Genomic DNA, 19,700 nt, shown 5'->3' on the forward strand with positions numbered 1-19,700 from the left:
GAGGACCGTCAAAACAGTTATCTGCCCCATCTCTGTAGTCGAAGCCATGCCGCGTCAGACAGACTCGTCTCCAATCGCCGTCGGAGTCGTCGGCCTCGGTAGCCTCGGTCGCCGGCTCTGTCAACAGTTCGTCGAACTCCCCCGGTCGGAACTCGTCGCCATCTCCGACGTGGACCCCGACGGTCTCGCCGAGGTCGGCGACTCCTTCGACGTTCCCGAGGCGCACCGCTACCGGTCGTTCGAGGCGTTCCTCGACTCGGCCCCGATGGACGCCGTCGCGGTCGCGACGCCCAACGGCCTCCACTACGAACAGACCTCGGCCGTGCTCGACCGCGGCCTGCACGTCCTCTGCGAGAAGCCGCTCGCGACCGACGCCGAGGAGGCCTACGAACTCACGACCCGCGCCGAGGCGAGCGACCAAACCGTGATGGTCGGCTACCAGCGACACTTCAACCCGGCCTACAAGCGCGCTCACAAGGAGTGGGCTGACGGCGACCGCGTCCCGCGATTTATCACCGGCGAGGTGACTCACGACTGGCAGTCCTACTACGAGAAGGAAGACGACTGGCGGATGAAACCCGAGTTGAGCGGCGGCGGCCACCTCCTGAACGTCGGCACCCACGTCATCGACGCCATCCTCTGGACGACCGGCCTCACGCCCACCCACGTCAACGCCTACGTCGACTTCCACGACGACGAGCAGGTGTTCGACCGCCAGTCCTCCATCATCATCGAGTTCGCGGAGGGCGCGGTGGCGAACGTCTCCGACACGGGCGTCGTCGCGCGGACCCGCGAGCACGTCCACATCTGGGACGACGAGGGGGCGATATACCTCGAAGGCCACGAGTGGGACGACCGGACCGGCTACGTTATCGACGACGAAGGGACCGAACACCACCCCTACGACGGCTACGAGCGGTGGCTGAGCAAGGGCACCGCGTTCCTCGACGCGATAGAGACCGGCGAGACGCCGCCCGCGACCGCCCGCGACGGCCTCAAGGCGGTCCTCATCACCATGGCGGCCTACGAGTCGGGCCGGCGGAACGAGCGCGTCGCCCTCGACGAACTCTACCCGTTCGCCTCTGACGTCTTCCAGTAGCGCGCCGCCTTTCTCTCCCGGTTGTCTCCTTCCCCTTCCCGAGTCCCGCTTGCGAGGCGGAGTTTTATCGTGATGGCCGAGTCTGTAGAGGTATGCGAATCGCGACTATCAGCGGATACGCTCTCTCGTCACCCATCGAACCGCCGCAGGACCGCCCCTTCCACGGTGGCACCCGTCGCCTGCTCAAACGCGACGTGGTGCTTGTCGTCGTCGAATCGGCCGACGGCACCCGCGGCATCGCAACCGCCGGTGCGAGCAGTTCCGCGATGCGGGAGTATTTCGAGGGCGACTCGCAGGGAACCTTCGCGGACGTCGTCAACGGCGCAGTCGCCGACGCGCTCGAAGGCGAGACCGTCGAGGAAGTCGAAGACGCCCACGCGATACTCCGCGACACCGACCTGCCCGACCGACTCCGCCACGAGGCCATCTCGGCGCTCGACGTGGCGCTGTACGACATCCGCGGGAAGGAGGTCGGCGCGCCCATCTACGAACTCCTCGCCGACGAGTACGGCACCGACCCGACGACGGAGATGCCCCTGTACGCGAGCGCCGGGATGTACATGGAACCCGAGGGCTACGCCGAACAGGCGGCGACCATCCGCGACCTCGGCTTCTTCGGCTACAAGTACCGACCGGGCATCGGCCCCGACGGGGACCGCCGAACAATCGAACTCCTCGCCGACGTCGCGGGCGACATGGAAGTGATGCTCGACGTGCACACGTGGTGGAAGATTCGGGACGGCTACGACCGCGAGACGGTCGAGGACCTCGTCACCTTCGCCGCCGAGCGGGACTGCTACTGGGTCGAAGAGCCGGTCTCGCCCGACGACCACGCGGGCTACATCGAACTCGCGGAGACGGGCGCGCAGCTGGCCGGCGGCGAGAGCGAACCGACGCCCGAGGGACTCGTCGCGCTCGGCGAGACGGGCGCGGTGGACTTCCTGCAGGGCGACGTTCGCCACCACTGCGGCTACACCGGCTGTCGTCCCGCGGTCGAGTCCTGCGTCGGCCGCGACGTGGAGTTCGTCCCGCATAACTTCGGGACGTGGGTCGGCCTGCTCGCCAACGCACATCTCGTCGCGGCCGCGCCCGAGGTGTCGCTCCTCGAATACCCGGTCTTCGAGGACGACCCGCTCCTCGACGCCGACACCGACCCCGGCATGTACCCCTTCGACCTCGCGTTCGACATCATCGAGGGCCAACCCGCCGTCGAGGACGGCGTCCTCTCGCTGTCCGACGAGCCGGGGCTTGGCGTCGAGGTGAACCTCGACGTGCTCGACGACTACCCGTTCCGCGACGGGCCGTGGACCGAGTTCCACTACGACGAGGACTGAGTCGGCGATTCGCACGCGCCTCGTCGCCTTTCGTCTGCCTCGCCACTCCCCGACCCGGCTGTCTCGCCGCGTTCGCCGTCTGCACAAGCTATAATGCGTCTCTCCGTGGTACATTTTTCATGCACGTAACCGACATCGAAGTCATCCCGATATCGCACCGCCTCCCCGACGGGCAGGGCCTCGGCGACGCCCGCGGGTTCGGCCACGACAGGGCGACGACACTCATCCGCGTCGACACCGACACCGGCGAGGTCGGCTGGGGCGAGGCGTTCGCGCCGGGGAGCGTCGTCGCGCCCGTCGTCGACGAGTTCTTCCGCGACGACGTGGTCGGCATGGACCCCTTCGACGTGCGGCGACTCGCCGAGGAGTCGTACACCGACCCGTACCACTTCGGCGGGAGCGTCTTCGTCCAGAGCGCCCTCAGCGGCATCGACGTGGCGCTGTGGGACCTCGTCGGCAAGGCGACCGGCAAGCCCGTCCACCGGCTCCTCGGCGGGACGCCCCGCGAGACGCTCACGGCCTACGCCTCGACGATGTACTTCACCGAGGAGGACCGAGACATCGCCGAGCCGATTCGCGACGCCGTCGACGAGGGCTTCTCGGCGGCCAAGATAAAAATCGGCAGCGGCACCGACTCCGACGTGGAGCGGGTTCGAACCGCCCGCCAACTTCTCGGCGACGACGCGCGACTGATGGTCGACATCAACGGGAACTACCGGCCGCGACAGGCGATTCGAACCGCGAAGGCCATCGAGGAGTTCGACATCACGTGGATGGAAGAGCCGGTCCCGCCGGAGAACCTCTCGGGCTACCGCGAGGTCAAACGCGGCGCCGACGTGCCTCTCGCGGCCGGCGAGGCGCACTACGGCCGGTTCGAGTTCAAGCGCCTCGTGGACGACCGGACGGTCGACGTGGTCCAGCCGAACCTCGGCAGGTGCGGCGGGCTCTCGGAGGCGAGCCGAATCGCCGACCTCGCCAGCACGGAGAACGTGGCGGTCCGGCCGCACATCTGGAACAGCGCTGTCGGCCTCGCCGCGGCGGTCCAGTTCGCGGCGTCGGTCTCGGACTACCCGCACACGCGGCACGTCCCGGACCCGATGATGGTCGAGTTCGACCGGAGCGAGAACCCGCTCCGCGACGAGATTCTGCAAACCCCGTTCGACCCGACTGGCGGCGAAGTGGACGTGCCACAGGCACCCGGACTGGGCGTCGAAATCGACGAAGACGCGCTTGAGCGGTACCGAGCTGACCGCTGAGCGCTGGTCGCTCCGTCGTCTCCCCCGCGCGCCGCACCGCCGAACCGACCCCGCGCTGTTCCGACTCGCGGCGACTCGCGGGATAGTTTTATGCGTTAAAGCACCGTGGCACCGGTATGCAGTCATCGCTAGTGGTAGTCGACAGTACGGACTCCAACGAGCGCCTCCTTACTGAGGCGGGACAAATCGCGGCCGGCACGGACACACCGCTCGTACTCCTCACGCGAATCACCGAGGACGAGATCGTCGAGAACGCCGAGACGTTGCAGGCGATGAGCGACGCCGCCAACACGCCGCTGGAGTCGAACTCCGCGCGGGAAGTCGCCACCCGCTTCGCGTCGCAGGCCGCCGATGAGGCGTTCGAGTCGGTGGACGGAACCGTCGAGTACGACGCCGTCACCGTCGTGGCCGACGAGGGCGAGTTCGCGGACGAGGTGATTCGCGTCGCCGACGAGCGCGGCTGTGACCACGTCTACGTCGCCGGGCGACAGCGCTCGCCGACCGGGAAGGCGCTGTTCGGCGACACCGCACAGCGCGTCGTCCTCAACTTCGACGGGCCGGTCACCATCCTGACCGAGTGACGGCGCACCCGGACCCCCCGAAACGACAGCTATTTGCGACCGCGACCCGTCTCGTGTTATCACATGTATCAGCTGTCGGAGCAAGCGGAGCCTGTACCGTCGGGTTCGTCCCGAACCATCGACATCGGCTACATCGGCGGCGGGAGTCAGGGGTGGGCCCACACGCTCATCAACGACCTCGCGCAGTGTCCTGACCTCGCGGGGAGCGTCACGCTGTACGACGTGAACTACGAGATGGCGTCGAAGAACGCCCTCCTCGGCAACCGCGTGATGGACCGCGATGAGGCGGTCGGTGACTGGTCGTTCGAGGCGACCCGGAGCATGGACAAGGCGCTCGACGGGGCCGATTTCGTCATCTGCTCGATTCAGGACCCGCCGGGCGAGACGTTCGTCCACGACATCGACGTGCCCCAGGAGTACGGCATCTATCAGACGGTCGCCGACACCGTCGGCCCCGGCGGGGCGATTCGGGCGCTGCGAGCGATTCCGCAGTACCGCGAAATCGCCGCGACGGTCCGCGAGCGCTGTCCGGACGCGTGGGTCATCAACTACACCAACCCGATGACGGTCTGCACGCGGACGCTCTACGAGGAGTTCCCGGACATCAAGGCCATTGGGCTCTGTCACGAGGTGTTCAAGACGCAGAAGCTGTTCGCCGAGATGGCGGAGCGCTACATCGACGACGCCGAGGACGTCGCCCGCGACGAGGTTCGGGTCAACGTCAAGGGGGTCAACCACTTCACGTGGGTCGACGAGGCGCGGTGGCGCGACCGCGACGTGTTCCAGTACCTCGACGAGGAACTCGACCGGCGAAAGTCGCTTTTCGACCGCGAGCCGGGCGACCTCGACGCCGAATCCTACTGGGTGAACAACGAGGAGGTCGCCCTCGACCTCTACGACCGCTTCGGCGTCCTCGGCGCGGCGGGCGACCGTCACCTCGTGGAGTTCGTCCCGTGGTATCTGAGCATCGACGAACCCGAGGAAATCCAGCGCTACGGTATCCGACTCACGCCGAGTTCGGCCCGCGTCTCCGACGACGAGGGTCCGGACGAGATGGAGCGCTACCTCGAAGGCGACGCGGAGTTCGAGTTCCACGAGTCGGGCGAGGAGGCGGTCGACATCATGCGGGCGCTCTCCGGCGAGGGAACGTTCGTCACGCATCTCAACTACCCCAACGAGGGGCAGGTCGACGGTCTCCCCGAGGGCGCGGTGGTGGAGACGAACGCGCTCCTCTCCGGCGACGACGTGACACCCCTCTGTGCGGGCGGCCTCCCCGACGAGGTCGAGAGCATGGTCGAAACCCACGTCACGAATCAGGAGACGCTCGTGCGCGCGGGCTTCGAGGGCGACCTCGACCTCGCGTTTCAGGCGTTCCTCAACGAACCGCTCGTCACCGTCTCGCGCGACGAGGCACAGGAGCTGTTCGCGAAACTCGTCGAACTGGAGCGCGAGTACTTCGCCGACTACGACCTCGACGCGTCGGTCCTGCAGGCGTAAGCCGGCGTTTCGAACCCCTGCGAACACGTCACCTCCCCGCTTTCGGGGTCAGCTATTTATCCCGCCGTCCAGTCGGTACACGCGATGTCGAGCGCCAATAGCCGCGGTTTGAGCTTCGGCTGTCAAGTTGTCAGCTACGGAAACGTCGAGGAAACCATCCAGCGAGCGGTCCGAGCCGAGACGGCCGGGTTCGACACCGTCACCGTCCCGGACCACCTGTTTCATCCGACCGGCTCCGAGGAGTATCTGGTGGACCCGCCGTGGGAGGCGTTCTCCGTCCTCGGGGCGATAGCCCAGCGCACCGATGAGGTGACTCTCATGCCCGGCGTCGCCGACTCGGTGCGCCGGCACCCGACCGAACTCGCGCACGTCACGGCCACGCTGGACCGGATGACGGACGGTCGAGCCGGTCTCGGCATCGGGGCCGGCGAGGCGTTCAACTTCGCCCCGATTTCGGACATCGACTGGGACGACCCGTACACCCGGTTCAGGGAGTGCGTCGCCGTCATCGACGGGCTGTGGAACTCGACGGTAGACGAGCCGTTTTCCTTCGCGGGGGACTACTTCGACCTCGACGACGCGCACATGGGGCTGAAGCCCGCACAGGACCCGCGCCCGCCGCTCTGGATAGGCGGCTACGGCGAGAGCATGCGCGGTCTGACGGGCGCGGTCGCGGACGGCTGGTTCCCGTGGATTTACTCGCCCGACGAGTACGCGGCCGACCTGCAGAAAGTCCTCGACGTGGCCGCAGACCGCGGCCGCGACCCCGAGGCCATCGACCGCGCCGTCATGGTTCCGACGACAGTCTCCGACGACGGCGACGAGGCGCGCGCGGCCGGCATCGAGCGTAACCGCGTGAATCTCGCGCTCCGGCCGCCGCTCCTCGCCGACATGGGCTACGAGGATATCGCGGAGTCGACGCCAATCATGTGGCAGATGGCGTTCGACGAGCAACAGGAACGGCAACTGTCGGCGGCGGCCGAGCGCATCCCCGACGAGGCTGTTGACGACATCTGCGTCGCCGGCGACCCCGCCCGCGCCATCGAGCGCATCGAGGCGTTCCGCGACGCGGGCGTCGATAACCTCGTTCTCATCCCGGTCGGTGACTACGAGGAGACGATGCGGCACTACGAAAACGAGATTATCCCGTACTTCAGCGAGCGGTAGCGCGGCGGGACGAACCGGAGCGTCGGTCGCCGACACCGGCTGATGCGGTCAGTCGGTCACTCCTGTGCGCCGTCGCTGACGCCGGCCTCTTGTCGGCCGTCGTCGTCTCCTCTACTCGCGTCGATTCGCGGCTCCACGCCGAATCGGTAGTACACCGTCCAGACGGCTGCGACGACGGCGACGATGGCGAACAGCGTCGGCGACCACTCCATGCCGAACTGCTGGGCCAGCCACATTCCCGAGAGCATGACGCCGAGGACGAACACGAACACGGTCAGGTCGGCGGCTCGAAGGTTCATGTATCGACGTTCGGAACCGACCGGGATAAACGTTCACACGCCGCCGCCGGCGACGCCGCGGTCGACCCGCTCAGGCGCGGACCAGCCAGCCGACGGCGTTGCGGAGCAGTCGCCGGTAGTCCTCGTTCTCGAAGGCCTCGGCGGTGTGGCCGAGCGATGCGTAACAGACTCGCCCCGCACCGTACTCGCGGACCCACGCGACCGGGTAGTCGGTGAGGTCGGGATGGTCCATACGCGCGAGCACGGTCACGTCGTCGTCCACGTCGACCTGATACGGCTCGTCGAGCACCTCGAAGTCTGAGACGCCGTCAGTCACGGCGTGGTCGGAGACGATTTCGACGCCGAACGTCGACCGCTCGGGGTGGGTGAGGAAATGGCCGCCGATGAGGTCGCGGAGGTCGGGAAACGGCTCGTCGCGTTTGTCGAGGCCGCCGTCGCCGTCGTGGACGTTGATGAGGTCGGCGGCGCAGTGGAGACCGAGATACGCCCCGCCGTCGCGGACGAACCCGAGGAGGCCGTCCAACTGCGCGGGTGTCAGGGTCGCGTCCGTCAGGTAGTCCACGACGAGGTCGTAACCCCCGAGGTCGGCGAGGGCGTCTTTGTCGGTTGTCGCGGTCACCTCGGCGGCGTCGCCGATGGCGGACTCGATGTGCGGTCGCATCTCCTCGAAGTCGTGGAACGAGAAGGTCGTCTCTCCGATGACTAACGCTGACGGCTGTTGCATGGACTGCCGTTCTCGGCCCGTGTGAAAAGCCGTTTCGGTGCCACCACGACCTGCTCGGTACGACCGTCTGGGGCAACCCTCCGAGGCGACCGCTCACTCGAACTCGATGCGCCCGAAGAACGACGGCGAGTGGTACGTCGGCTCCGGCAGTTCGATGCGGTTCCACGTCCCCTTCTGCGCGTCGGGGAGGCCGCTCCGGTAGAAGTTCCCGCGCCAGACTGTCCCCGAGTCGAGTTCGAGCGGGAGGTCGGTCAGCGACCGGAGCGTCGAAAGCGGGAGCCGCGCCGCGAGCCACCACGAGTCGTCGTCCGGGGACGCGGTCTTCGTGGGGCCGGGGACGGACGTTTCCACCTCGACGGCCGCCGCATCGGTCGGCGAGACGGGGTCGCGGCCGATGTCGCGCTCGCGCCAGTTCGGCTCCTGCCACGCGAGTTTGAACGTACCGCAGCAGTTCGCCTCGAAGTTGAAGTACCGTCCCGGCGAGCCGTCCTCGGGCGGGGCCGGCGTGGCGAACAGTTCGACCGAACTATCCTCGAACGTCGGCCCGTTCAGCTCCGTCACGTCGGCGGTTATCTCGTCGTCTTCGACGTGGAACTGCAGGTAGAGCGCTTCCGCGTCGAACAGCGCCCTAACCGTCGTCTCCGGACCGGGCTCGTCGCCCCACGCGTACTCGTCCAGTCGGGCGACGTTCGCCCGCTCCCACACCGTCCCGTCGACCGCACCAGTCAGCGGGACCGCTCTGGCCGCGTCGATGCGGCTGACTTCGTAGGTTCGCATACGACACACTCACTCGACCCGCCCGCAAGAGCGTTCCGCCCGCGCCCGACGAAACCACTTTGTCGGGCGCTACCGAATCGCGTGGTATGAGACGAGAGTTCACCGGCTACCGCCGGGAGAGCGGCCGCATCGGGGTCAGAAACCACGTCGCCGTCCTTCCGACCTCGGTCGCGTCGTCGTGTGTCGCCCGCGGCATCGCGGCCGAGGCGGGGGCGTGGGCACGCGCGACGCCGCACCAGATGGGAGCGAACCAACCGGACGAGGCGCGGGCACAGACCGAGCGGGTGCTGGTCGGCGTCGGGCGAAATCCGAACGTCGGCGCGGCGCTCGTCGTCGAGTTCGGAACCGAGGACATCGACGCCGACGACATCGCCGACCGAATCGCCCGCGACGGGAAGCCGGTGGAGACGCTGTCGGTCCGCGAGGTCGGCGGGACGGCCGCGGCCCTCCAGCGCGGGCGAACCGCCCTCGACTCGCTGAACGAGGCAGCCGCGGACGCCCGTCACGAGTCGGCCGACGCGAGCGAACTCGTCGTCGGCGTCGAGTGCGGCGGGAGCGACGCCACCTCGGGTATCGCCGCCAACCCCGCCGTCGGCGACGCCTGCGACCGTCTCGTCGCGGCCGGGGGAACCGCCTCGTTCAGCGAGACGCCGGAGTTCATCGGCGCGGAGCACGTCCTCGCGGAGCGGTGCGCCGACGAGGAGACCCGCCGCAGACTGCTCGACCGCGTCGAGCGTCGCGAGGCGACCGCCGACCTGATGGGCGTCGACCTCCGGGGCGCACAGCCCTCGCCCGGCAATCAGGAGGGCGGGCTCACGACCATCGAGGAAAAGAGCCTCGGAGCCATCTCCAAGGGTGGGACGACTCCCGTGCGCGGCATCGTCGACTACGCCGAGCGCCTGCCGGTCGGCGGCGGCCTCGTCTTGATGGACACGCCGGGCTACGACGTGGAGAGCGTCGTCGGCAAGGTCGCCGGCGGGGCGCAGATTATCGTCTTCACCACCGGCCGCGGGAGTACCACCGGCAACCCCGTCGCGCCTGTGGTGAAGGTCACGGGCAACCCCCGGACGTGGGAGCGCATGCGGTCGAACATGGACGTGAACGCCGGGGCGGTGGTCGAGGGCGACGCGACGATTTCCGAGGTTGGTGAGCGCATCTTCGACGAGGTGCTCGCTGTCGCCGACGGGAAGCGAACCGGGGCCGAGACGCGCCGGATGGAGGAGTTTGCCATCACGGAGGTCCACCCGCGCGAACTCGCGGAGGTGCGGGGCACATGAAGGGTCGCGTCCTCGACGGGGCCGCCCTCGTGCTGGCCGATGGCGACAGCGTGGCGACGGCGCTCGAAGACCTCGACGCCGGGCGCGAGGTCCGCGATGGAGACCAGGCGGTGACGCTCGCGGACGACGTTCCGTTCGGTCATAAATTCGCCCTCGAACCGCTGTCGGCCGGCGAGACGGTTCAGAAATACGGCGAGGTCATCGGGCGGGCCACGGAGGCGGTCGCGGCCGGCGAATGGGTCCACACGCACAACTGCGAGAGCACTCGCGGCCGCGGCGATGTGGCGGCGACGGAGGCGGAGCGATGACCGAAAACCGCCTCTCCAACCGAATCGGCCGCGACTCGTTCGCTGGCTACCCCCGACCCGACGGCCGCCTCGGCATCCGCAATCGGGTGCTCGTTCTCCCGTCGGTCATCTGCTCGCACGTCGTCGCCGAGGAGATAGCCGCCCGTTCGCCGGGTGCGGTGGCCGCGCCCCACGACCACGGCTGTGGGCAACTGGGCGCGGACGCCGAACAGACCGAGCGGACGCTCGTCGGCCTCGCCGGCAATCCCAACGTCGCAGGGACGGTCGTCGTCGGTCTCGGCTGTGAGACGGTCCGGAGCGACGTCGTCGCGGCGGCGGTCGAAGAACGCGGGCTTCCGGTCCGCGAACTCACGATACAGGACACCGGGGGGACCGACGCCTGCGCCGACCGCGGCGTGGCCGCCGTTGCCGACCTCCGCGAGTCGGCGGCCGCGCAGGAGCCAGCGGAGGCAGACGACTCGACCACAACAGCCGACGAACCGGCGGCGACCCTCGGCGACCTCACAGTCGGCGTCGTCGTCGATGACCTCGCGGACTCGACCAGACGGCACGCGCACCCGCTCGTCGCCGAGTTGGTCGAGCGAGTCGCGGCGGCCGGCGGCCGGGTCATCGTCGCCGGCAATGAACGGTTCGCTGCGCACCCCGACGAGACGCGGGCACTCGTCGGCGACGCGGCCGCCGACCGACTGCTTGACGCGGCGGACAGACCTGCGAGAGCGACGCGCGTCGGAACGGAGGCGGCGACCCAAGGATTTGAGGCCGCGACGGGATTCATCGGCGACGCACCGGTCGCGGGTATCGCGGCGTACGGGGAGCGAGTCGGCGATGAGGGCGGCGGCGTGACGATTCTCGACGCGCCCTCCCGGGTCGAAGAGGCCGCAACCGGCCTCGCCGCCGCGGGCGCGCACCTCGTCCTCCACGTCACGGGACAGGGGACGCCCGCCGGCCATCCCATCGTCCCAGTGGTGAAGCTCTCCGGCGACGCGGACACCCTCGCGGCCGTCCCCGACGACATCGACCTCGACGCCCGCGAGGCGGACGCGGACGACCTCGAATCGCTCCTTCTCGCCGTCGCCGACGGTGACCGGACGTGTGCCGAGCAACACGGACTCACGGAGTTCGCCATCGCCCGGGCCGGCCCGTCGACCTGAGCCCGTTCCGGCAATTCGGACGTGTCAGTGAGATGAATATGTCGTCTTCCGCCTCGCCAATCTTTATTGGGTGGTAGTGTCACACCGAGTCGTAGTGGTAGTCAATCAGCAGGCTCGACCAGCGAGTCGTGGACAGCGAAGCGCACTCGCGCTCATCGGTATCTCGCGCGTCGCGTGCGGGTCGCTCTTCGGGACGGCGATGGCGCTCTACATCGGAGAACAGGGGTCGCCGTTCGCGGTGAGCCTCGCGTACGCGGCGTTCTCCTTCGGACTGTTCGTGTTCGCCCCGGTCTGGGGCGCAATCGCCGACATCACGGGACGACGGCGCGCGATACTCATCGGCACCGCGTTTCTCTCGACGCTCGCCGTCGTTCCGTTGACGGTCAGCGCCTCGGTTCCGCTCCAAATCGTCTGTCGGGGCCTCTTCGCGGTGTTCACCGCCGGTTTCCAGTCGGTGATTCTCACTATCGTGAGCGAGTCGGGCGGCGAGTCGGAGCGCGGACGCTCCATCGGTTTCTACAGCAGCGCCCGCTCTACCGGGGCTATCAGCGGTCGGCTGTTCGTCGGCTATCTCGTCGGCCTGCTCGTGCCGACCGACCTCTATCTCGTCGTCGTCGGTCTCGGACTCGTGGCGACGCTCCTCACGCTCCGCATCGCCGACCCGACACCGCCGTCCGAAGAGACACTGACCACGGGTCGACTCCTGGGGGAAGTCCGCGGACGACTCCTCCCCGGCGGCGCGCGGCGGGAACTGTTCGAGCGGACCGGACTCGGCTGGCTGTACGTCGGTATCGTCCTCCGGAACATGACCGAGAAGGGCTTCATCTCGGTCGTCCCGGTGTTCCTCGTCGCCGACGTGGGGCTCTCGAACGTCGTCATGGGTGCCGTGCTTGCGGTCAGTCCCGCGGTCCGGGTGGTCTCGATGTACGGCTTCGGCCGCCTGAGCGACAGTATCGGGCGGAAGAAACTCATCGTCGGCGGCCTCGCCGGCAGCGGCATACAGGCGCTCGTCGTCGTGCTCGCGCTTCTCCCCGACGGGCAGCTCGCCCGCATCGGTATCAGCAGCACCGCCTTCGTCGTCCACGCGGTCACGTTCTCGATGCTCACTGTGGGTACCATCGCCTTCGTCGCAGATGTGGCCCCGGTCGACCGCGAGTCCGAACTGATGGGACTTCGCTCGACCGCCCGCGGTCTCGGCGGCGTTCTCGGACCGCTTCTCGTCGGCGTGCTCGCCACCCGGTTCGACTACGCCACGGCGTTCGTCTGCACCAGCGTCCTCGCGTTCGTTGCCGCCGGGCTGGTCGGACGGACGCTCACCGAGAGTTTCTCACCCGAGTGAGCCGCGCCACGCCGTACGACCGCCCGACGCGCTGGTAAACGCTTATCACGCCGCCCGCTGACGTTCGAGTCGATGACGCCTACAGTCGCCACTTCCCCTTCGCCCGACGGTGAGCGCCGATGACCGAGACGCCGATTCGGGTCGGCATCGTCGGCTGTGCGAGTATGGGCCGGTCCCACGCCGAAGCGCTTGCGGACATCGACGGTGCCGAACTCGTTGGCTGTGCGGACCACACCCCGGAGACCGCCCAGTCGTTCGGCGAGACGCACGGCTGTCCGTCGTACACCAGTCACGCCGACCTGTTCGCCGACGCCGCGCTCGACGCCGTCTGCGTCTGCACGCCCAACGGGGCCCACCGCGACATCGTCGTCGACGCCGCGGCGGCGGGCATCGACGTGCTCTGCGAGAAACCGCTGGAAATCACGCCCGGCCGCGTCGACGATATGGTCGCCGCCTGCCGCGACGCCGGCGTCACCCTCGCTTGCATCCTTCAGCGGCGGCTGTTTCCCACGATGCAGTTCGCCCGCGAGGTGGTCGGCGACGGTCGGCTCGGACGGCTCGTGTTCGCCGACGTGCGAGTGAAGTGGCACCGCGACCGGTCGTACTACGACGACTCGTCGTGGCACGGGAGCGCGGACCTCGACGGCGGCGTCCTGTTCACGCAGGCGCTCCACGGTATCGACCTGCTCCAGTGGGTCGCGGGCGACGTGTCACGGGTTGCCGGCACCGGCGACGCGCTGTATCACGACATCGAAGCTCCCGATACGGCCGCGCTCTCGCTCCGGTTCGAAGACGGCGCGCTCGGGCAGGTGTCGGCGACGACGGCGACGCGGCCCCAACAGGCCATCAGCCTCGAATTTAACGGGACGGAGGGAACGCTCCGCGTCACCGAAACGGGCGTCGAACTGTTCGAGGTGAACGGGGAGAAACAGCCCGTCGAACTCCCCGACCCGCGTCCCGACGGCCCGCACGTCGCCCAGATACGCGACTTCGTTGAGGCCGTCTCCGAGGGGCGACCGCCGATGGTGCCGCCGGACGAGGCGAGAAAGGGAGTAGACATCGTCTTCGCCGCCGAGCGCTCGGACAGTCGCGGCGAGTGGGTGTCGGTGTCGTCTGTCGGCAACCTCGGCGACGTGGACGACTGAGTTCGCTTTCCTGACCGACGCGGCGTTTTCGCGGAACCAGACACTCCCAGAGACGCGGGTATTCGACCGTTTACGTCTCGATAATGATTGTTCACCAACAATTTTTATTACGGGGCGGGTTCTGAATCCTGTTGGTGTCATAACATGACTCCCAACAGACGCACGTTCTTGCGTGCACTCGGAGCAGGTAGTATCGGTACCGTCGCGACGTTCAGCGGAACCGCTGCGGCGGCGACCACCGTCACCGTTGAGGGGGCGGGCGAAGACATCTGGAACGCCGCGGACGGGTTCCACTACTATTACGAGGAAGTGAGCGGCGACTTCGACGTCGTCGTCCACAACACCGCCTTGGAGAACACCGATAGCTGGGCCAAAGCGGGCCTCATGGTCCGGCAGACGCTGAACGCCGACGCCGAGAACGCCATGGTTCGCCGCCGACCCAACGGCGAGGCGTCGCTCCAGTGGCGCTCGGCCGCCGGCGCGGACACGGTCAGCACGACGTCCGACGGCGGGAGCGGCGAGAGCGAGGTGAGCGGCGGGTCGATTACCGCCGACTGGCTCCGCCTCACACGAAGCGGTGACACGATTTCCGCCTACGGGTCGACCGACGGGAACAACTGGACGCTCATCGCCGACATCGAACCCGGCGAAATCGACTTTGCGGAGGACGCCTACGTCGGCCTCGCGGTGACGAGCCACAGCGCCGGCACGCTCTCGACGGCCGAGTTCGAGAGTCTCACCGGCCTGTCGCCGTCGAGCAACGGCGACGTAGGCGACGTGGACGTGGCCGGTAGCGTCTCGACCAGCGACGGCGACGGTGGGTCTGGCGACGGCGGCTCGGACGACGGGTCCGGCGGCGACACGTCCGGCGGGTCCTACTTCGACGTGGACGCCGGATTCGCGGATGCCTCGTGGTTCGACGACAGCGTGACCGTCCACCGCGTCCAGGAGGCGACCGAGAGCGCCGTCCGCGCGGCGTTCGAGGCCAGCGGCCCGCGCCTCGTCGTCTTCGAGGCGAGTGGCGTCGTTGACCTCGGCGGCGGCGACCTCTCTATCACGAACGACAACTGCTGGGTGGCCGGTCAAACGGCTCCCTCGCCGGGAATCACCTTCATCAACGGGATGATTCAGGTCGACGCGAACGACTGCGTCGTCCAACACCTCCGCATCTTCCGCGGGGAGGACGGCGGCGCGGCCGAGGGTGCGGACCCGATGAACAGCGCCGACGATACCTCGAACGTCATCTTCGACCACTGCAGCGCCTACTGGGGCCGCGACGAGAACCTCTCTGTCGGCTACAACACGAGCGACACGACCTTCGCGAACTGTCTCGTCGCCGAGGGCCTCGACGAACCGGAGGAGAACTCCAACGGCTCGCTCGTCGGCAACGGCGCGGAGAACGTCGCCATCCTCGGGACGGTCTACGCCGCGAACAACGACCGCAACCCGCGGCTGAAAGACGACACCCAGTCGGTCATCGCCAACAGTATCGTCTACTACTTCGACAAGGCAATCTGGGCGTCCCCCGGCGCTCAGTCCAGTGTCGTCGGCAACGCGTATCTCGGGCGGTTCGACTGGTCCGACGCGATTGTCAAGGGTGACGGCAGCGTCTACATCGAAGACAACATCGTCGCCGACCCCGGCCTGAACGGGCGGACGTTCTGTTCGGCCACGCAACTCGGTTCTCGTCCCCTGTGGCCCAGCGGACTCACGGCGATGCCCGCCACCGATGTCGAGAGCCATAACCTCGCGTACGCGGGCGCTCGCCCGGCCGACCGCATCAGCCACGAACAGCGCGTCATCGACAACATCCGCAACCGGAGCCTCGATACCGATGTCTCGGACCCGGCGAACGCACCCGGCATCCCCGGCAACGAGGGCGAAGTCGGCGGCTACCCCGACCACGGCGGAAGCACGCGCTCGCTTTCGGTCCCCGACAGCGGCCTGCGCGACTGGGTCGACCAGTGGGCGCTCGCCGTCGAAGAGTCGGGCGCGAGCCCCCCCTGACCCGCCGAGGCGAACGAGCGCTCGTCGGCACGAAGACCGACCGAGCCGCGACTCGTATCGAGACGCGACCAGCCGCCGTGTGTGCCATCTTTTCCAGTCGTAACGGTCGACCGTGACAGCCGCGTATCTGTGGCCGTCAACAGCTATTTGAGCCTCTTCCGCGTCGCCCCGGTATGGAGAGTGTGACTCTCGGTATCATCGGTTGTGGAGCCATCAGCGACGTGTACTTCGAGGCGGGGAACCGCTTCGACGCCCTCGACATCGTCGCCTGCGCCGACCTCGACACGGAGCGCGCGGAATCGAAGGCAGACGAGTACGGCGTGCCTCGCGTTCTCCCGACAGAAGACCTGCTCGCGGACCCCGAAATCGACGTGGCGGTCGTGCTCACGCCGGCGGGAACCCACGGTGACCTCGTGTCGGCCGCGCTTCAGGCTGGCAAGCACACCTACACCGAAAAGCCGCTCGCGGCGACGAAGGCCGAAGGCGAGGCGATTCTGGAGACCGCCGCCGAGCGCGGACTGACCGTCGGCGTCGCGCCCGACACCGTCCTCGGAACCGGCATCCAGACCTGCCGCGACCTCATCGACGAGGGCCGCATCGGCGACCCCGTCGGCGCGACGGCGTTCTGGTCGAACCATGGCCACGAACACTGGCACCCGGACCCCGACGGCTTCTACGCGGAAGGCGGCGGCCCGCTTTTCGACATGGGGCCGTACTACCTCACGTCGCTCGTGACGCTCCTCGGCCCGATTCAGTCGGTCGCCGGCACCGCGAACACGCCGTTCGCAGAGCGCGAGATAACGAGCGAGCCGCGCCGCGGTGAGCGGATTCCGGTGTCGGTGCCGACCCACGAGACGGCCGTCGTGACCTTCGAAAACGGCGCGACGGGGACGCTCTTGACGAGTTTCGACGTGTGGGGGTCCGAACTACCGGGGTTCGAGATTTACGGCACCGAGGGGACGCTGAGCGTCACCAACCCCAACCGGTTCGACGGGACGCCTCGCATCCATCTCAGCGACGACGACGACGGCGAGTGGCGCGAGATTCCCGTCGAGCGCGACCACCCCGGCCAACAGCGCGGCCTCGGCCTCGTCGACCTCGCGTACTCGCTCGACTCCGACTGGGACCACCGGACCAGCGGCGACCTCGGATTCCACGTCCTCGAAGCGATGGACGGCATCCGCGAGTCCGCCGAGGAGGGCGCGTACGTCGAACTCTCAGCGCAGTGCGAGCGCCCGCCGTCGGTCCCCGACGGCTTCCCGACTGACGTCGGCCCGGCGGGCGACGCGGAGTGAACTCGGGAGTGAACGCAGGAATCGGTTTGGGAGTGAAAACGGGCGTCAGTACGGGAGCGAAAACAGGAGTCGGTACGGAAGCGAAAACTGGCGTCGGTGTCGGTACCGGTTTCGGTGTTGGCGACAGCGTCTGAACAGCAGTCTCAATCGAGGTTTCTCTTTCAGTCGGCCGGCTGTTCCGCGTCGTCGGCGACGTCGATGTCGAGGTCGTCGGTGAGCGGCTCGCTGTTCCGGTAGTCGATTCTGTCGTGCGCGTCGAAGCAGGCCGCCTCGTGGCGGTCAGACGGGCCGCTCATGCCGGAGAGGTCCGGTGTGTTCGACGTGCAGTACTCCCGCGCCTCGGGACAGCGGGTGTGGAACCGACAGCCGCTCGGCGGGTTCTCCGGGTCCGGGATGTCGATTTTCCTGACCGGGGGCGTCTCGATGGGGTCGTTTATCTCCGAGAGGCCGGAGGTCGCCCACAGGAGGCTCTTGGTGTACGGGTGCTGGGGGTTCTTGATAATCTCGTCCGCCGGGCCGATTTCGACGATGCGGCCGAGGTACATGACGGCGATGCGGCCGTCGGCGCGACCGGCGAGATACCGAGCGTTCGCCATGTTGTGCGAGATGAAGACGAACGAGGTGCTGAACATCTCCTGCAGTTCGAGGAGGAGGTCCATCAGGTTCACCCGCAGCGACACGTCGAGGGCGCTCACAGCCTCGTCGGCGAGGATGAGGTCCGGTTCGAGGAGCATCGACCGGACGATGACGGTCCGCTGGGCCTCTCCGCCGCTCAGTTGGTGGGGGTACCGCGAGGCGTAGTCGTCGGCGGGGGTGAGCCCGACGGTGTCGAGCATCTGGTGGACGAGTTCCCGCCGTTCGACGAGGTTGAGCTCCGGCCGCCACTTCTTCAGCGCCGGGTTGAGGTTCTTGAATATCGTCCGGTTGGGGTCAAGCGAGTTCCCGGCGTCCTGGTGGACCATCTGGAGCGACTTCCGAATCTCCTTGTACGGGATGTCGCCGGGTTCGAGGTCGGACTTCCAGATGTCCTGTCCGCGGAAGCGGACCGCCCCCGAGGTAGGGCGTTGGAGGCCGATCATGGCCTTTCCGAGCGTCGTCTTGCCACAGCCGGACTCGCCGACGAGTGCGACCACGTCGTTCTCGCCGATGTCGAGCGAGACGTTGTCGACGGCGCGGACGACGCCCTTGTCGTCGCCGAGGAAGCGGTCGAGGATGCCCTCGTTGCCGCCGAAGTGGACGCTCAGGTCGTCGACGCGGAGCAGGGGGTCGTCGCTCATTTCGAGACCTCCTTCTTGAGGGGAATCGTCTCACGGGCTTCGTCGGTGTAGAAGCACGCGGCTCCGTGGTCCTCGGACACCTCGATGAGGTCCGGGTTCGTCGCCCGGCACTGCTCGTCGGCGAGCGGGCACCGGGTGTGGTACGAACAGCCCTTCGGAACGTTCAGCGGGTCGGGACTCGTCCCCTCGATGGACGCCATCTCGTCGAGGTCGGCGTCGATGTCGGGTATCGAGTTGAGTAGCTCCCGCGTGTAGGGATGGGCGGGGTCCATGACGATGTCCTGCACCGGGCCGAGTTCGAGCAGTTCGAAGGCGTACATCACCGCGAGGCGGTCGGAGATGCGCGCGACGTGGCTCAGGTCGTGCGTCACGATGACGATGGTGAGGTCGTACTCGGCTTTCAGCTCCGAGAGGAGCTTCAGAATCGACTGCTGCATCAGGAGGTCGAGCGCGGCGGTCGGCTCGTCCATCACGAGTACGTCGGGGTCGAGGATGAGGCTCAGCGCGATGAGCGCGCGCTGTTTCATCCCGCCGGATAGCTCGTGGGGGTACGCGTCGAGGACGCGGTCCGGTTCGAGGTGCACGTCGGAGATGAGCTGTCGGGCGCGCTCCATCCCTTCTTGGATGTCGTAGTCGTGCGCTCGGAGCGTCTCGACGAAGTGGTCGCCGATGCTGAGCGTCGGGTTGAACGAGTCGAGGGCCCCCTGTACGACCATCGAGACGCGCTCCCAGCGGAACCGGCGAAGCTCCTCTTTGCTCAGGTCGTTGACCTTGATTGGCTCGCCGCCCTCCGGCGGGTTGAACACCACGTCGCCCGTGAGCGTCCCGGGCGAGTCGATGGCGTCGAGCATGGAGTCCGCCAGCATCGACTTGCCGGAGCCGGACTCGCCGACGACGCCGAGAACCTCGCCGCGGCGGACGTTAATCGACACGTCGTCGAGGACTCGCGCGTCCCCGCGCTCCATCGCGAACGCGACGCTCGCGTTCGTTATTTCGAGTACGTTGTGTTCGGCCGTTGGCTCTTCAGGCATCTTCTGTTTGGTGTGTTGTGTCGCCATGGTCAGTCCCTCTCGTCGGTTCGTACGGCGGGCGAGCGACCCCACCCGTCACGCGTGCCTATCGTCAACATGTGACCGTAGTAGGAATCTATCACGTTCAATACTACTT

The 19,700-nt window shown here is 67.7% G+C and carries 18 protein-coding genes; 13 read left to right on the forward strand and 5 right to left on the reverse strand.

Annotation, left to right across the window (positions count from 1 at the left end; all coding sequences use genetic code 11):
* Positions 1-46 precede the first annotated feature (46 nt).
* From C5B90_RS15785 to C5B90_RS15810, 6 genes are all read left to right on the forward strand, one after another.
* The gene (locus tag C5B90_RS15785) at positions 47-1,099 is read left to right on the forward strand and encodes a Gfo/Idh/MocA family protein (RefSeq protein WP_115882922.1); all 1,053 of its coding nucleotides are present in this window, start codon (positions 47-49) and stop codon (positions 1,097-1,099) included.
* A 92-nt stretch (positions 1,100-1,191) separates the two neighbouring features.
* Entirely contained in the window at positions 1,192-2,433 is a 1,242-nt protein-coding gene (locus C5B90_RS15790) for a mandelate racemase/muconate lactonizing enzyme family protein (RefSeq protein WP_115882923.1), read from the forward strand.
* 119 nt (positions 2,434-2,552) lie between these two features.
* Positions 2,553-3,689: a mandelate racemase/muconate lactonizing enzyme family protein gene (locus C5B90_RS15795; RefSeq protein ID WP_115882924.1), complete on the forward strand. Its 1,137-nt coding sequence runs from the start codon at positions 2,553-2,555 to the stop codon at positions 3,687-3,689.
* A gap of 131 nt (positions 3,690-3,820) precedes the next feature.
* Positions 3,821-4,270: a universal stress protein gene (locus C5B90_RS15800; protein ID WP_004971521.1), complete on the forward strand. Its 450-nt coding sequence runs from the start codon at positions 3,821-3,823 to the stop codon at positions 4,268-4,270.
* Positions 4,271-4,333: 63 nt separating this feature from the next.
* A complete protein-coding gene (locus tag C5B90_RS15805; protein WP_115882925.1) occupies positions 4,334-5,767 on the forward strand; it encodes a glycoside hydrolase family 4 in 1,434 nt (477 codons plus the stop codon).
* Between the two features lie 84 nt (positions 5,768-5,851).
* Entirely contained in the window at positions 5,852-6,934 is a 1,083-nt protein-coding gene (locus tag C5B90_RS15810; protein ID WP_115882926.1) for an LLM class flavin-dependent oxidoreductase, read from the forward strand.
* A gap of 56 nt (positions 6,935-6,990) precedes the next feature.
* Here the strand turns inward: C5B90_RS15810 and C5B90_RS15815 are convergent, their stop codons facing one another.
* The 3 genes from C5B90_RS15815 to C5B90_RS15825 form a co-directional block, all read right to left on the reverse strand.
* Positions 6,991-7,233: a hypothetical protein gene (locus tag C5B90_RS15815; RefSeq protein WP_115882927.1), complete on the reverse strand. Its 243-nt coding sequence runs from the start codon at positions 7,231-7,233 to the stop codon at positions 6,991-6,993.
* A 70-nt stretch (positions 7,234-7,303) separates the two neighbouring features.
* Positions 7,304-7,957, reverse strand: a complete 654-nt coding sequence (locus C5B90_RS15820) for a ThuA domain-containing protein (protein WP_115882928.1) — start codon at positions 7,955-7,957, stop codon at positions 7,304-7,306.
* Between the two features lie 93 nt (positions 7,958-8,050).
* Positions 8,051-8,734 (reverse strand): carbohydrate-binding family 9-like protein, encoded by a 684-nt coding sequence (locus tag C5B90_RS15825; RefSeq protein ID WP_115882929.1) that lies wholly within the window; start codon positions 8,732-8,734, stop codon positions 8,051-8,053.
* An 86-nt stretch (positions 8,735-8,820) separates the two neighbouring features.
* Here C5B90_RS15825 and C5B90_RS15830 point away from each other — a divergent pair, with 86 nt between their 5' ends.
* The 7 genes from C5B90_RS15830 (at position 8,821) to C5B90_RS15860 (ending at position 17,256) form a co-directional block, all read left to right on the forward strand.
* Positions 8,821-10,011, forward strand: a complete 1,191-nt coding sequence (locus C5B90_RS15830) for a UxaA family hydrolase (protein ID WP_115882930.1) — start codon at positions 8,821-8,823, stop codon at positions 10,009-10,011.
* Positions 10,008-10,319, forward strand: a complete 312-nt coding sequence (locus C5B90_RS15835; RefSeq protein WP_115882931.1) for a UxaA family hydrolase — start codon at positions 10,008-10,010, stop codon at positions 10,317-10,319. The genes C5B90_RS15830 and C5B90_RS15835 overlap by 4 nt, the downstream gene beginning before the upstream one ends.
* Positions 10,316-11,470, forward strand: a complete 1,155-nt coding sequence (locus C5B90_RS15840) for a UxaA family hydrolase (protein ID WP_115882932.1) — start codon at positions 10,316-10,318, stop codon at positions 11,468-11,470. Before C5B90_RS15835 ends, C5B90_RS15840 begins: the two co-directional genes overlap by 4 nt.
* 154 nt (positions 11,471-11,624) lie before the next feature.
* On the forward strand, positions 11,625-12,809 hold the full coding sequence (locus C5B90_RS15845) for an MFS transporter (RefSeq protein WP_115883039.1): 1,185 nt from the start codon (positions 11,625-11,627) through the stop codon (positions 12,807-12,809).
* Positions 12,810-12,928: 119 nt separating this feature from the next.
* Positions 12,929-13,954, forward strand: coding sequence for a Gfo/Idh/MocA family protein (locus C5B90_RS15850; protein ID WP_115882933.1), 1,026 nt, complete (start codon positions 12,929-12,931; stop codon positions 13,952-13,954).
* A gap of 144 nt (positions 13,955-14,098) precedes the next feature.
* Positions 14,099-15,961, forward strand: a complete 1,863-nt coding sequence (locus tag C5B90_RS15855; RefSeq protein ID WP_115882934.1) for a hypothetical protein — start codon at positions 14,099-14,101, stop codon at positions 15,959-15,961.
* 173 nt (positions 15,962-16,134) lie between these two features.
* The gene (locus C5B90_RS15860) at positions 16,135-17,256 is read left to right on the forward strand and encodes a Gfo/Idh/MocA family protein (protein WP_115882935.1); all 1,122 of its coding nucleotides are present in this window, start codon (positions 16,135-16,137) and stop codon (positions 17,254-17,256) included.
* A gap of 161 nt (positions 17,257-17,417) precedes the next feature.
* Here C5B90_RS15860 and C5B90_RS15865 read toward each other — a convergent pair whose 3' ends face one another.
* Positions 17,418-18,533 carry an ABC transporter ATP-binding protein gene (locus C5B90_RS15865; RefSeq protein ID WP_115882936.1) on the reverse strand — a complete coding sequence of 372 codons (1,116 nt, stop codon included), beginning with the start codon at positions 18,531-18,533 and terminating at the stop codon, positions 17,418-17,420.
* Entirely contained in the window at positions 18,530-19,591 is a 1,062-nt protein-coding gene (locus C5B90_RS15870; RefSeq protein WP_115883040.1) for an ABC transporter ATP-binding protein, read from the reverse strand. The genes C5B90_RS15865 and C5B90_RS15870 overlap by 4 nt, the downstream gene beginning before the upstream one ends.
* Positions 19,592-19,700: the final 109 nt, after the last annotated feature.

It is taken from the genome of Haloferax sp. Atlit-12N (genome assembly GCF_003383095.1).
Classification (GTDB): Archaea; Halobacteriota; Halobacteria; order Halobacteriales; family Haloferacaceae; genus Haloferax.

Excerpts from the sequence above, each read along its gene's own strand:
- C5B90_RS15785 (WP_115882922.1), top strand. The coding sequence starts at position 47 with ATGCCGCGTCAGACAGACTCGTCTCCAATCGCCGTCGGAGTCGTCGGC.
- C5B90_RS15855 (WP_115882934.1), top strand. The coding sequence starts at position 14,099 with ATGACTCCCAACAGACGCACGTTCTTGCGTGCACTCGGAGCAGGTAGT.
- C5B90_RS15840 (WP_115882932.1), top strand. The coding sequence starts at position 10,316 with ATGACCGAAAACCGCCTCTCCAACCGAATCGGCCGCGACTCGTTCGCT.
- C5B90_RS15820 (WP_115882928.1), bottom strand. The coding sequence starts at position 7,957 with ATGCAACAGCCGTCAGCGTTAGTCATCGGAGAGACGACCTTCTCGTTC.
- C5B90_RS15835 (WP_115882931.1), top strand. The coding sequence starts at position 10,008 with ATGAAGGGTCGCGTCCTCGACGGGGCCGCCCTCGTGCTGGCCGATGGC.
- C5B90_RS15810 (WP_115882926.1), top strand. The coding sequence starts at position 5,852 with ATGTCGAGCGCCAATAGCCGCGGTTTGAGCTTCGGCTGTCAAGTTGTC.
- C5B90_RS15815 (WP_115882927.1), bottom strand. The coding sequence starts at position 7,233 with ATGAACCTTCGAGCCGCCGACCTGACCGTGTTCGTGTTCGTCCTCGGC.
- C5B90_RS15830 (WP_115882930.1), top strand. The coding sequence starts at position 8,821 with ATGAGACGAGAGTTCACCGGCTACCGCCGGGAGAGCGGCCGCATCGGG.
- C5B90_RS15825 (WP_115882929.1), bottom strand. The coding sequence starts at position 8,734 with ATGCGAACCTACGAAGTCAGCCGCATCGACGCGGCCAGAGCGGTCCCG.
- C5B90_RS15870 (WP_115883040.1), bottom strand. The coding sequence starts at position 19,591 with ATGGCGACACAACACACCAAACAGAAGATGCCTGAAGAGCCAACGGCC.
- C5B90_RS15865 (WP_115882936.1), bottom strand. The coding sequence starts at position 18,533 with ATGAGCGACGACCCCCTGCTCCGCGTCGACGACCTGAGCGTCCACTTC.
- C5B90_RS15850 (WP_115882933.1), top strand. The coding sequence starts at position 12,929 with ATGACCGAGACGCCGATTCGGGTCGGCATCGTCGGCTGTGCGAGTATG.
- C5B90_RS15805 (WP_115882925.1), top strand. The coding sequence starts at position 4,334 with ATGTATCAGCTGTCGGAGCAAGCGGAGCCTGTACCGTCGGGTTCGTCC.
- C5B90_RS15795 (WP_115882924.1), top strand. The coding sequence starts at position 2,553 with ATGCACGTAACCGACATCGAAGTCATCCCGATATCGCACCGCCTCCCC.
- C5B90_RS15790 (WP_115882923.1), top strand. The coding sequence starts at position 1,192 with ATGCGAATCGCGACTATCAGCGGATACGCTCTCTCGTCACCCATCGAA.
- C5B90_RS15860 (WP_115882935.1), top strand. The coding sequence starts at position 16,135 with ATGGAGAGTGTGACTCTCGGTATCATCGGTTGTGGAGCCATCAGCGAC.